This is a genomic window from Dyadobacter sp. HNCC25DJ186 (assembly GCF_056895235.1).
Map to the genome: position 1 here is coordinate 95,462 of NZ_JBXHAS010000007.1, position 12,786 is coordinate 108,247.

Consider the following 12,786-nt stretch of genomic DNA (forward strand, 5'->3'; position numbering starts at 1 on the left):
TTACGGGTTATTATGGTTTTTGATTTAGATTTTATAGTATTCGTTATCAAGGTAATATGCCGCCCCTATGGGGCTTAAAGTTTTTGGCGGTCAATCATTTTTCTATAATAATATCACCCCTTCGGGATTAATTGCTTGTCAACAATCCCAACGGGATGACATTATTATAGAAATGGATAGATCGGGCTAAGATTTTAACCCTGAAAGGGTGACATAACCGAATTAACCTCTTCCAACTTTGGGCTCAAATTAAGCGCACTGGGGACCCCCAGCAAATTCAGCATTTTCTGCGTTGCCTGAATCGCAGAAACCGTTTGGTCAGAATCCAAACCTCTGGTTTTTACATCCTTACCGTTTATTTCCCAGGTAATGATCGTTTCGCAAAGTGCATCCGTTTTTCCTCCCGGCGGGATCCGCACGGTATAATCCGTTAACATCGGCAAAGAAATTCCTTTTTTCGCATAGATCTTTTTCAACGCATTCATGAACGCATCATACTGACCATCGCCCTGCGCATTTTCCTCAAAAATCTCGTCTCCAAAATTAATCTGTAAAGTTGCGGATGGTTTCAGATTTTTTGAATGTGTTAATACATAATTCAGGATGACAACCTTTTCTTCGATTGCATTACTATCAAGCACGTCGGAGATGATATAGGGAAGATCTTCCGGCGTTACAACCTCTTTCCTGTCGCCCAGCTCGATGATCCGCTGAGTAACTTTTTTAAGGTCAGCATCGGATAATGTAATCCCGATATCTTTCAGGTTATTCTCAATATTCGCTTTTCCGGAAGTTTTACCGAGAGCATAAGAACGCAATCTCCCAAAGCGTTCCGGCATCAGATTACTGAAATAAAGATTGTTCTTTTTGTCTCCATCAGCGTGAATACCAGCAGTTTGTGTAAATACGCTTTCGCCAACAATTGGTCGGTTTGAAGGAATTCTTATACCTGAAAATGTTTCAACGATCTTACTGATTTTATATAAAGAACGTTCAACAACCGAAGTTTCAACCTCCGGCATAAAATCTTTTATTACTGCAATCGTACTGGCCAAAGAGGCATTTCCAGCTCTCTCGCCCATACCATTTACGGTCAAATGAAGTCCATGTGCACCGGCGCGAATTGCTTCCATCACGTTTGCAATGCTCAGATCGTAATCATTATGCGCATGAAATTCGAAATGATTATCAGGATATCGATCGACGATTGATTTTACAAATTCATAGGATTCAGTAGGCGTAAGAATTCCTAATGTATCAGGCAACAGAATCCGTTTTACAGGCTGCTTTGTTAAAAAGTCGAGCGCGGCAAAAACGTATTCACGTGAAGTACGCATACCATTACTCCAATCTTCAAGATAAACGTTACAGCTTATTCCTTTCGATTGTGCAAGTTCGATAACTTGTTCAATATCCTCAAAATGCTGTTGCGGAGTCTTTTTTAACTGAAAGGTGAGGTGGTTCAAAGAACCCTTGGTAAGCAGGTTCATCACTTTTGCACCGGAATTGAGCATCCAGTTGATGGATGCGTTTCCGTCGACAAAAGTCAAGACTTCGATTTTATCAATAAAACCGTTTTCATTTGCCCAGGTTGTGATTTTTTTAACGGCTTCAAATTCTCCTTCTGAAACTCTAGCAGAAGCAATTTCTATCCGGTCAACTTTTACTTCTTGCAACAAGAGCTGAGCAATTGTCAGCTTTTCAGATGCGGAAAACGACACACCGGATGTTTGTTCTCCATCCCGGAGTGTCGTGTCCATTATTTCTATATAGCGTTTATTCATGGGGCTTTCGGCAGTCGGCTTTCGGCCTTCGGCTATCAGCCAAAAAAGCCGATTGCCGAAGGCCGATAACTAATAGCCATTTAGTATAGTCGCTGTGCTTCAAATTCCGTGATATCGCTTTTCATCGCCTGCAAATAATCAATATCATCAAAACCATTGATCATATTATGTTTTTTGTAGCCATTGATATCGAAAGACTCATGTTCTCCTGACGAAAGAATTGTGATCGTCTGGTCAGGAAGATTTACTTCAAGTTCTGCATTTGGATCCGCTTCGATTGCCTGGAATATTTTGTCAAGAAATTCTTCACTAACCTGAACTGGTAAAATTCCTATATTCAGAGAGTTACCTTTGAAAATATCTGCAAAGAAACTTGAAACGACACAACGGAAACCGTAGTCATAAATCGCCCAGGCAGCATGCTCACGGCTTGATCCGCTTCCGAAGTTGCGTCCGCCGACAAGGATTTTACCTGAATAAATCGGGTTATTCAATACGAAATCTGCTTTCGGAGTATCGTCGCCGTTGTAGCGCCAGTCTCTGAAAAGATTATCTCCAAAACCTTCACGTTTTGTAGCTTTTAGAAAACGTGCGGGTATGATCTGATCCGTATCAACGTTTTCAATCGGCAAAGGAACTGCCGTACTTTTTAATATGGTGAATTTATCGTAAGCCATTTTTAATTTTTTTAGGTTACACAGAGTTTCACTGAGATTGAAGGAGGGACACAGAGATTTTGTTTTTTATCAAACTCAATCTCCGTTGCGCTCTTTTTAAACTCCATGGTTCTCTGTGTCACGGTCAGTTTATGAATCTTTTTATACCGTTTTTTAATACTGAAACATTGAAATTGATTAACAGGCCTGCGTTCATTTCGGAAAATCTCATAAATGTGAGAATTTGAGCTGTGTGAACGTTATTAATTATTTCAACACTTTTCAATTCTACTACTACCTGATTTTCAACGATGAAATCCATCCGGTAACCATATTCGATTTGAATTTCTTTATAGCGAATGGGTAATGGCTTTTGTCTTTCAAAAAACAAACCCGAATTACTTAATTCGTAGGCCAGACATTCTTCATAAGCAGATTCAAGTAATCCAGGACCTAGTTCCTTATGAATTTCAATACAACACCCAATAATCTCTCCGGTAATTTCATTAATTTCCATTATTACTTTGTGGTTATGATTCAACATCATATACCACAAACTGATACTCAGGTCACACGGAAAAGGTTAGTAATATTTGTTCAAAAAACCTCTTTGGTTCTCTTTTTTTCCGCGCGGCGGCCGCTCTGAGAACCTCTGTGTAACCTTCAACCAGTTAAAGCAAATCCCTAGGATCCGTAACAACTCCCGTTACCGCGGCTGCAGCAGCAACCAATGGACTAGCCAAAAGCGTACGTGCTCCCGGGCCCTGACGACCTTCGAAGTTACGGTTTGATGTGCTCACAGCATATTTACCAGCCGGGATTTTATCATCATTCATCGCAAGACAAGCCGAGCAGCCTGGCTGACGAAGTTCGAAACCTGCTTCGGTCAGGATGTCAAGAATTCCCTCTTCTTTGATCTGCGCTTCAACAATATGAGAACCTGGTACTACCCATGCAGTAACGTTATCCGCTTTTTTACGTCCTTTTACGATCGATGCGAAAGCACGGAAATCTTCGATACGGCCGTTGGTACAGCTGCCGATAAATACGTAGTCAATCTTTTTGCCCAACATCGACTCATTTTCATGGAAGCCCATGTAATTCAATGATTTGTCGTAGGTTGCTTTTCCGCCTTCAACTTGTTCTGATGTAGGAATATTACGTGAAATCCCCTGACCCATTCCCGGATTTGTTCCGTAGGTGATCATCGGCTCGATATCCTCTGCGTTGAAAGTATATTCTTTATCAAAAACAGAACCTTCATCCGTTTTCAAAGTTTTCCAGTAAGCCAATGCCTTGTCCCATTTCTCACCTTTTGGAGCCTGGTCGCGGCCTTCGATATAATCAAAAGTAGTCTGGTCAGGAGCGATCATACCACCACGGGCCCCCATTTCGATACTCATGTTACAAACCGTCATACGGCCTTCCATGGACATATTTTCAAAAACATCACCAGCATATTCTACGAAATAACCCGTAGCGCCTGCCGTTGTCAGTTTTGAAATAATATATAAAGTAACGTCTTTCGGCGTTACCGCTTTACCTAGTTTTCCATTTACGTTTACACGCATTTTCTTAGGTTTTGGCTGCATAATGCACTGAGAGGAAAGTACCATTTCAACCTCAGAAGTACCAATTCCGAAAGCAATAGCGCCAAATGCGCCGTGCGTAGACGTGTGTGAATCACCACAAACAATCGTCATTCCTGGTAATGTAATACCATTTTCTGGTCCAACGACGTGAACAATACCATTTTTCACATTACCCAGACCCCAGTGCGAAATACCGTATTTTGCAGAATTTGACTCCAATGCATCCAGTTGTTTTGCTGAAAGCGGATCTTGTACAGGAAGGTGTTGGTTGATAGTAGGTGTGTTGTGGTCAGCCGTTGCGAAAGTACGGTTCGGATAAATAACACCAACATTTCTGCTTTCAAGTCCCAGAAACGCAACCGGGCTGGTTACTTCATGGATAAAATGACGGTCGATAAAAAATACGTCCGGGCCATCTTCAATTTTACGAACAACGTGTGAATCCCACACTTTGTCAAAAAGGGTACTCGCTTGATTACTCATTCTCAATTTATGGTGAAATAGGTAACTAATATTAACTTTTACTGATTTATAGCTGAAAACGAGCTACTTAAACCGGAATATGACCGGTAAAATAATTAGGGAAACAAATTTCATTAGAATACTTGAATTAAGTATAACGGGAAACGTTCAAAAAATAGTGTTTTTGGTTTGAAAAGGCAGGTTGAGCGGAAATCTTTATTGATTTCTGGGAATTTTTTTAAAATAGATTGGGTGAGTGCTATTGTGAAGGAATTTTGTCCGCAGATACTTTGGAGGTTTAACAGCGAATATTGATTATATTTAAAAGAATATCTTAGTATAAACCACTACTTACCCAAGTTCAAAATAATAGCGCATGTTATAATCTAATATGCTAAATTTGATCTGAGATAGATTTTATGTTATAACATTATGAAGACAAACATTATTAACATTGGCAATAGTCAGGGAGTTATCCTGCCTGCGTCAATATTGCGCCAGTTGAAGTTGTCACTAAAATCTGCTGTACAAATTGAAGAGGAAAATGGCGTAATTGTAATAAAACCTGCACCCCGTCAGGGCTGGTCTGATGCCGCAAAACAAATGAATGACTCGGGAGATGATTCTCCTCTGTTAGATGAAAGTTTGTCGAATGAATTTGATCAGGAGGAATGGACATGGTAAAAAATCTTCTTCAGTATGAAGTTTATTGGATATCACTGAACGCTACTCAGGGAAGTGAAATTGCTAAAACGCGGCCGGCTGTTGTGATTAGTCCCAATGAAATGAATCAATTTTTAAGGACCGTGATTATAGTTCCAATTACTTCAACTGTGAAAAGTTATCCTTGGCGTTTTGATTGTGTAATAGCGGAGAGAAACGGATCCATTGCAACAGATCAGGTAAGAGTTGTTGATAAAGCAAGAATCGGTTCGAGAATTGGGAAACTGTCAAAAGCAGAAATTTTTCAATTAAAAGAAATTTTGAAGCAAATGCTTATTGACTAATCGTTTATACATGCTTCTTAGGCGTTACCCCAAACTTTTCCTTATACATTTTTATAAAATGCGACACACTTTCATACCCAATTTCAGTACTGATCTCCGTAACGTTTTTGGTATTATTTCTTAATAAAAAGTCAGCGTAATCCAGTCGTTTATTTTTCAGCCAAAGCGCTGGTGAAGTTTTGAATTCTTCCTGGAAATCTCGTTTGAAAGCAGACAAACTTCTGCCGGATAGTCTGGCCAGTTCGTTTAATGTAAGCGGTTTGAGATAGTAACTGTTCATTAAAAATGACAGATCCACTTTTTCTCCGATATACAAACTGTAAAGATTTGCTCTCAGTTGTTTTGATTTATCCAATTCTAGCAGGTGAAGCAATAACTCCTGGAATTTCAACCTGAGAAAATGGTTTTTCAATTCTGTTCTCGATTTGAAATAAGGAAAAACAGACTGAATAAACTTTTCAAAATTCTCATCTGATTTCAGCGGCAGAATAGGATTTTCGAGGGTATTTGTTGCTTCGTCAGGATTAAAAAGTTCAGGGTGGAGGTTAACAAATTCTCTCAACAACTTTTCATCAAAAAAGAAAACGAGACTTTTGTAAGATTCATTAATTGATTCAGACATCAGATAAAAACCGCGCTGAATGAAAAGAATATCTCCTTTTTCAACATAAACTTCCTGTGTCGGGCTGCTGAATTTTTTTTCTCCTTCCAGAACCACAATCACGGCATGTTCCTCAAAAAAAACCTCGTAACGGGATGGATATACTTCATTGCGGTAAGCAACAAAAGTCATATCCTGAATCTTTAAGGATTCAAATTCCTGGGAGCTTATGTGGGACGGGACGCGTAGCAAGGGTTTTCAATTAAAGATCAATGTATTCAATTTCTTTTCTTACCTCACGTTGGACAAATGAAGCCATGCCTTCCCAAGTTAAAGGATCAACTTTTCTTTTGAGATTTTCTTCTAACAAATCTGCTAAATTCATATAGTTGCGGTATGTCTTCATTCCTGGCTTGAATTCAACAAGCAAGTCAATATCACTATCTTCCTTTTGTTCTCCTCTTACGAAAGAACCAAATAAGCCTAGTCGTTTAGCACCAAGTTTTAGAATATCTTGGGTAACGGTTTGTATTGATGTGATAACTTCTTTTTTGTTGTGTACCATTATAAAATCACTAAACCATAAACTGAAATAAATCCGGCTGATCATTCAAATATTCATACACAACCCTATTCTCATTCATCCGCTCGATCAACGGCTCAAAATCCTCACGATTTTTCAATTCAATTCCTACCAATGCTGGTCCTTGTTCTCGGTTGGTTTTCTTTACATATTCAAATCTTGCGATGTCATCATTGGGTCCAAGGACATTCAGGAATTCCCGAAATGCACCGGAACGTTGCGGGAAACGGATGATGAAATAATGTTTTAATCCTTCATAAAGCAGCGAACGCTCTTTAATTTCTTCGGTACGCGTAATATCATTATTTCCGCCGCTGATTAAAGCAACCACATTTTTTCCTTTGATCTCATCTTTTACCATATCCAGCGTGGCCACGGTTAATGCACCAGCCGGCTCGGCTACGATCGCTTCTTCATTGTAAAGTTGAAGAATTGTTGAGCAAACTTTTCCTTCCGGAATCAGTAAAACCTTATCCAAACTTTTGCTGCAAATCTCAAAAGTGATATCTCCTGCACGACGAACGGCTGCTCCGTCTACAAATTTATCAATGTGATCCAAAGTTACCACATGGCCTTCTTCAATAGATTTTTGCATCGTCGGAGAACCAAGTGGCTCTACACCGATCAATTGTGTTTTGGGAGAAAGTTGTTTAAAAACCGTCGAAATGCCGGAAGCTAATCCACCGCCACCAATTGCCATTAGCAAATAATCAATTCGGAAATTGGCATCTTTAAATATTTCCAATCCAACCGTTCCTTGTCCTTCAATAACTTGTAAATCATCAAAAGGATGGACAAAAGTGGCGTTATTTTCTTTTTGATATATAACTGATGCGTGATAAGCATCGTCGTAAGTATCACCTACCAAATGCACATCAACCCACTCTTTACCAAATAAACGAACCTGTTTTACCTTTTGAGCCGGTGTCGTTGTTGGCATAAAAATGGCGCCTTTCACTTCCATTTTCCGACAGGCATAAGCAACGCCTTGTGCATGATTTCCTGCGCTTGCACAAACCACACCACCCGCTAATGCCTCCGCGCTCAGACTTGCCATTTTGTTATAAGCACCTCTGATTTTATAGGAACGAACGGTTTGAAGATCTTCTCTTTTTAAGTAAATATTAGCTTCATACTGCTCCGATAAATGAGCATTATAAAGTAATGGGGTGTGATTTATGATTCCGCGAAGCCGTTCGGCAGCGAGAAAAATGTTGTCGAGTGTTGGTGATGAAGAATTCATTATTTCGGAGTGCAATGACTATTTATTGACCAAAAAACAAATCAAAAATTACTTTTGGATCTTTATTAAGGTGTTCAGCAATATCTTTAACGATACCACGTAAAGTATTTATTTTTATGGGTTTGTGATTGGGAATATTAGTATAATGTTGAAGGATTAGCGATATCAAAATGACATTCAAGAACCTCCTGAATATTATTTTTAAGTTCTTCCATGGTCTCTGCCTCGGTAAAAATGGACACTCCTAACGCTCTGGCAGTATATCCACCTTCTTCGGCTTCATTTATCAAAAAAACTATTTCCTTCATGATATTGTCTTAGTTGCTTACCAAATATACATTTTTTGAATCAGACAGCAATTTGAACTTTCATATTAACAGTTTGAGCAAATGATACTCAATCACAAAATCTAAATTGATAAAATACGGAGAAAAAAAAGCTTTAGAAGCTAAAAAAGTACCCCTGACTCTTAACGAAATCAGGGGTATATATTTTTCAAATTTCAAAAAAGAAACCTGACTCAAATCAATGAATTATCCGCGCTCCGGACGAAGGCTACGTACCGTAGCGCCTGCCTGCCAGATTTCTGATTCACGAAGTTCAGCCAATTCTTCTTCCAATTTCACACGGTAGTCAGGTTGTGAGTTACGGGTGATGGAAATCGTAGCTTGTTCGCCTGATTTTACTGAGTTGTAAAGTTGTTCGAAAACAGGCTTAGTAGCGTCACGGAATGGTTTCCACCAGTCCAAAGCACCACGTTGTGCTGTTGTAGAGCAGTTTGCGTACATCCAGTCCATACCGTTTTCAGCAACAAGAGGCATCAATGATTGCGTCAGTTCTTCAACTGTTTCATTGAAAGCTTCTGATGGTGTGTGTCCGTTTGAACGAAGCACTTCATACTGAGCAGCAAAAATTCCCTGAATAGCACCCATCAAAGTTCCGCGTTCGCCAGTAAGGTCAGACGTTACTTCACGGTAGAAATCAGTTTCGAACAAATAGCCTGAACCAACACCGATACCCATTGCGATACATTTTTCACGTGCTTTTCCAGTTGCATCCTGGAACACAGCGAAAGATGAGTTCAAACCTTTTCCTTCTACGAACAAACGACGAAGAGAAGTTCCTGATCCTTTTGGCGCTACAAGATATACATCTACGTCAGCAGGAGGAACAATTCCAGTCTGGTCTTTATAAGTTACACCGAAACCATGTGAGAAATACAATGATTTTCCGGCAGTCAAATTAGCCTTAACAGTTGGCCATAATTCGATTTGAGCGGCGTCAGAAAGAAGGTAGCAAATGATTGTTCCCTTTTGCAATGCTTCTTCAAGTTCGAAAAGTGTTTCGCCAGGAACCCATCCGTCAGCAATCGCTTTATCCCATGATTTTCCACCTTTACGTTGTCCAACGATAACGTTAAATCCGTTGTCACGCATGTTTAAGCTTTGACCAGGACCTTGAACACCGTATCCGATCACGGCAATGGTTTCAGTAGATAGTACTTCGCGGGCTTTTTCTAGTGGGAACTCTTCGCGGGTAACTACTTCTTCTTCGACCCCGCCGAAATTTAATTTTGCCATTGATTATTAATTGAATTATTGATTACTACAAAATAAAAGACAATACTATGAAAATTATGTTACTACATATAATATTCCCATTCCGCTTCCGGCAGGTAATCCACCAGCGTTTGAGGAGATTTGCTCACCGCAACACGTCCTGAGCGTACAAATTCAAGGATTTCATGTGGTTTGATATAATTGAAGAATTCGAAAATTTCTTCTTCCGTACCCGTTTTCTGAATGATCACATAAGTCAGGTGCCAGTAAACAACCCAGGCTTTGTACGTTTTGTTAATCGTTTCAATATCAAGCGGTTTTGCGCCGATGGGTGTTGAAATCTTGAACATCGCAATTTCATTGTAGGCGATATCGTCGTTCAGGTAACCGAAAACCGCAAGCACTTCGATGATCTTACGGATCTGGCGAACAAGTTTTTCAACCGCTTCGCGCGATTCATGACGAATGACGATGGTGAAGCGGGAAATACCCTTACGTTCCGTTTCCGAAACCGTCAGACTTTCAATGTTGATCCGGCGACGGGTGAAAATGGTTGTGATCTTGTTTAATATCCCAATCGTATTTTCCGTAAATACGCAAATGGTGTAAGTTGTCATGATTCTTTTAATGTCTAGTGAAAAAATGCAAGTGATTTTTATAAATTCATTTACATTATTCCAGTCTGATATCCGCTACACAAGCTCCCGTTGGAACCATTGGGAATACGTTTTCTTCTTTTTCAACCAATACTTCCAATAGATATGGTTTGTCGGAAGCAAGCATTTTATCAAGCGAATCGTTCAGGTTTTCTCTAGCTCCGCAGGTATGTCCGTCGATACCAAAACCTTTAGCGATTGTGATAAAATCGGGATTTTGCAGCTCAACGAATGAATAGCGTTTTGCGTGGAAAAGCTGTTGCCACTGGCGAACCATTCCAAGGAAATTGTTATTCAAAATGATGATCTTAACAGGCAAACCACTTTGCGCAATTGTTCCCAATTCCTGAATTGTCATCTGGAAACAACCATCACCGATAATCGCAACAACCTCACGGTCAGGTGCTCCTACTTTTGCTCCGAAAGCTGCTGGTAACGCATAACCCATCGTTCCTAAACCACCCGAAGTAATAAAGGAGTTTGGCTTTTTAAACTGATAATAACGGGCCGTCATCATCTGGTGCTGACCAACATCCGCTACAACTACCGCTTCACCTTTTGTTTTATTTGAAAGTGAACGAATCACTTCCGCCATTTTTATTTTTTCTGTTGTTGGAGCAAGTTCTGGTTGCGTGATTTTTTCGTCTTCAATCGCATCAAATTTCTTGAACTCTGCTCTCCACTCTGCATGATTATTTTCATTCACGAGCGGCAAAAGCATTTCCAAAGCGCGTTTGGCATCACCTACAACCGGCGCATCTGCTTTTTTGATTTTATCAATTTCCGCAGGATCAATTTCGATGTGGATAACTTTCGCCTGTTTCGCATAACGGCTCAAATCGCCGGTAACACGGTCATCGAAGCGCATACCGATCGCGATAATCAAGTCACAGGAATTGGTAAGGACGTTTGTTCCATAGTTTCCATGCATTCCTAACCAACCCACATAATTCGGATGATCAACTGAAACGGAAGAAAGTCCTAACAAAGTTGAAGCCGCAGGAACGTCTGTTTTTTCAATGAATTGCAATAATTCCTGTTCAGCACCAGCGATTTGAACTCCGTGTCCGAAAAATAAAAACGGACGTTTTGATTCATTGATAAGCTTTGCAGCCGCTTCCACCTGATCTTCTTTCGGTGACAAGCGTGGACGATAGCTCAGCAGTTTTTCACATTTTTTATAGACGAATGATTTTGACATCAATTTCAGCTGCGCATCTTTTGTGATATCAATCAGTACCGGACCAGGACGGCCAGATTTTGCTATATAAAACGCTTTTGCAATAATTTCAGGAATTTCATCAGGATTCGTGATCTGGTAGTTCCATTTTGTAATTGGAATGGTCACACCCATAATATCCGTTTCCTGGAAAGCATCCGTTCCCAGCAAATGTGATCCAACCTGGCCAACAATACAAACCATCGGCGTTGAGTCAATGATCGCATCTGCGATTCCGGTTACCAGATTCGTAGCGCCAGGACCTGATGTTGCCAAACATATTCCAACCTCACCGGTAATGCGGGCAAATCCTTCGGCAGCATGTGCGGCCCCTTGCTCATGACGTACAAGGATATGATTAATTTGTTCCTGATAATCATAAATAGCATCGTAAACCGGCATGATCGCGCCGCCCGGATATCCGAAGATCGTTTTGACACCTTCGATAATCAATGACTGGATCAGTGCGTGAGAACCGTTGATCAGTTCTGGTGCTGCTACCGAAACTGGCTGCTCAGCGATTTCGGCTGTTTGTGTTTGGTTTTCATTAAATTCCATGACCTCTACTTATTTAGTCGGATGAATTTTTTTTAATCTCAATTTTATAATTCGTGTTTTCGCATCGCGAAAACAGTTCTGTCCATTTTCGGAGGATTATTCAAATCAAATTGGAAAGCAATACTATTCAGGTAATTAGCCGCCATCAACCTTTCAGCTGACGTTTTAGGCTGATTTTTCGCGTAGTATTTTTCAGTTTCTTCATGCGTTCCGGCATGAGAAGCTGCTCTATCTAATTTGAATGTTTGTTTATTCACTCCGTTTTAATCTTTCAATATGTCAAAATTTCATTAAGGCCAGTTTTAACCTGACGCAATTCATCATCAGTTATTTGACCAATTTTATTTATCAAGCGACTTTTACTGATTGTCCTGACCTGGAATGAAATAATTTCAGAATCCTGCTCCAACTGATTTACATGGTCTTTTTTCAAAATCACACAACCAGCAAAATTTTTAATTTTTGATGACAAGGGGCAAACAATTGCTATATCTAAATGATCATTCATTGTATTCCCACTAATGATTACAACTGGTCTTTTTCCTCGCTGTTCGCTGCCTTGGACCGGATTTAGATCAGCCCACCAGATTTCCCTTTGCTTCATTCTTCAATCATTTTTAAATAATCTCCCAAGCCGTCCTCGGCAAGTTCAATTATCTCCGGCTCACCCTTTGCTTTTTTAAAAGAGGCTATATATTCCGCTTTTTTTATTTCTTCGAAATAATGGGTAAGAGCGGTTTCAATGACATCTTTTTTGCTTGTCTTCAACTTAGTTGCTACGGACTCTAATTCCTTAAGTAGCGTGTCTGGTAATTTGCTGGTGTATGTAACTTGCATAGTTGTAAATACTTTTTGTAAATATAAAA

16 protein-coding genes are annotated in these 12,786 nt (G+C 39.9%); 2 read left to right on the top strand and 14 right to left on the bottom strand.

The genetic code is table 11. The features are described from left to right. Positions 1–194 precede the first annotated feature (194 nt). The 4 genes from AC1XUO_RS20275 to leuC all read right to left on the bottom strand — a co-directional run bounded on the left by AC1XUO_RS20275 (position 195) and on the right by leuC (position 4,515). Positions 195–1,784, bottom strand: coding sequence for an alpha-isopropylmalate synthase regulatory domain-containing protein (locus AC1XUO_RS20275; protein ID WP_483331595.1), 1,590 nt, complete (start codon positions 1,782–1,784; stop codon positions 195–197). A gap of 80 nt (positions 1,785–1,864) precedes the next feature. Further along, positions 1,865–2,461: a 3-isopropylmalate dehydratase small subunit gene (leuD, locus tag AC1XUO_RS20280; protein ID WP_483331597.1), complete on the bottom strand. Its 597-nt coding sequence runs from the start codon at positions 2,459–2,461 to the stop codon at positions 1,865–1,867. 124 nt (positions 2,462–2,585) lie between these two features. Further along, positions 2,586–2,957, bottom strand: coding sequence for a GxxExxY protein (locus tag AC1XUO_RS20285; RefSeq protein WP_483331598.1), 372 nt, complete (start codon positions 2,955–2,957; stop codon positions 2,586–2,588). A 154-nt stretch (positions 2,958–3,111) separates the two neighbouring features. Further along, complete coding sequence (gene leuC / locus AC1XUO_RS20290) at positions 3,112–4,515, bottom strand: 3-isopropylmalate dehydratase large subunit (protein WP_483331599.1); 1,404 nt, start codon at positions 4,513–4,515, stop codon at positions 3,112–3,114. A gap of 411 nt (positions 4,516–4,926) precedes the next feature. Here leuC and AC1XUO_RS20295 point away from each other — a divergent pair, with 411 nt between their 5' ends. Continuing rightward, positions 4,927–5,178, top strand: a complete 252-nt coding sequence (locus AC1XUO_RS20295; RefSeq protein ID WP_483331600.1) for an AbrB/MazE/SpoVT family DNA-binding domain-containing protein — start codon at positions 4,927–4,929, stop codon at positions 5,176–5,178. Next, complete coding sequence (locus tag AC1XUO_RS20300) at positions 5,172–5,501, top strand: type II toxin-antitoxin system PemK/MazF family toxin (RefSeq protein ID WP_483331601.1); 330 nt, start codon at positions 5,172–5,174, stop codon at positions 5,499–5,501. Before AC1XUO_RS20295 ends, AC1XUO_RS20300 begins: the two co-directional genes overlap by 7 nt. 4 nt (positions 5,502–5,505) lie before the next feature. Here the strand turns inward: AC1XUO_RS20300 and AC1XUO_RS20305 are convergent, their stop codons facing one another. The 10 genes from AC1XUO_RS20305 to AC1XUO_RS20350 form a co-directional block, all read right to left on the bottom strand. Then, entirely contained in the window at positions 5,506–6,354 is an 849-nt protein-coding gene (locus AC1XUO_RS20305) for a helix-turn-helix transcriptional regulator (protein ID WP_483331602.1), read from the bottom strand. 10 nt (positions 6,355–6,364) lie between these two features. Beyond that, complete coding sequence (locus tag AC1XUO_RS20310) at positions 6,365–6,667, bottom strand: nucleotidyltransferase family protein (protein ID WP_483331603.1); 303 nt, start codon at positions 6,665–6,667, stop codon at positions 6,365–6,367. 10 nt (positions 6,668–6,677) lie between these two features. Then, entirely contained in the window at positions 6,678–7,928 is a 1,251-nt protein-coding gene (gene ilvA, locus AC1XUO_RS20315; protein WP_483331604.1) for a threonine ammonia-lyase IlvA, read from the bottom strand. 137 nt (positions 7,929–8,065) lie between these two features. Continuing rightward, positions 8,066–8,236 carry a type II toxin-antitoxin system HicB family antitoxin gene (locus tag AC1XUO_RS20320; protein WP_483331605.1) on the bottom strand — a complete coding sequence of 57 codons (171 nt, stop codon included), beginning with the start codon at positions 8,234–8,236 and terminating at the stop codon, positions 8,066–8,068. A 225-nt stretch (positions 8,237–8,461) separates the two neighbouring features. Next, complete coding sequence (gene ilvC / locus AC1XUO_RS20325; RefSeq protein ID WP_194124095.1) at positions 8,462–9,508, bottom strand: ketol-acid reductoisomerase; 1,047 nt, start codon at positions 9,506–9,508, stop codon at positions 8,462–8,464. Positions 9,509–9,570: 62 nt separating this feature from the next. After that, positions 9,571–10,104, bottom strand: a complete 534-nt coding sequence (ilvN, locus tag AC1XUO_RS20330) for an acetolactate synthase small subunit (protein WP_159475470.1) — start codon at positions 10,102–10,104, stop codon at positions 9,571–9,573. 55 nt (positions 10,105–10,159) lie between these two features. Next, the gene (ilvB, locus tag AC1XUO_RS20335) at positions 10,160–11,920 is read right to left on the bottom strand and encodes a biosynthetic-type acetolactate synthase large subunit (protein ID WP_483331606.1); all 1,761 of its coding nucleotides are present in this window, start codon (positions 11,918–11,920) and stop codon (positions 10,160–10,162) included. A gap of 44 nt (positions 11,921–11,964) precedes the next feature. Then, the gene (locus AC1XUO_RS20340; protein WP_483331607.1) at positions 11,965–12,177 is read right to left on the bottom strand and encodes a hypothetical protein; all 213 of its coding nucleotides are present in this window, start codon (positions 12,175–12,177) and stop codon (positions 11,965–11,967) included. Between the two features lie 14 nt (positions 12,178–12,191). Further along, a complete protein-coding gene (locus tag AC1XUO_RS20345) occupies positions 12,192–12,524 on the bottom strand; it encodes a type II toxin-antitoxin system PemK/MazF family toxin (protein WP_483331608.1) in 333 nt (110 codons plus the stop codon). Next, positions 12,521–12,757 carry a CopG family transcriptional regulator gene (locus AC1XUO_RS20350; RefSeq protein ID WP_483331609.1) on the bottom strand — a complete coding sequence of 79 codons (237 nt, stop codon included), beginning with the start codon at positions 12,755–12,757 and terminating at the stop codon, positions 12,521–12,523. Before AC1XUO_RS20350 ends, AC1XUO_RS20345 begins: the two co-directional genes overlap by 4 nt. Between the last annotated feature and the right edge of the window lie 29 nt (positions 12,758–12,786).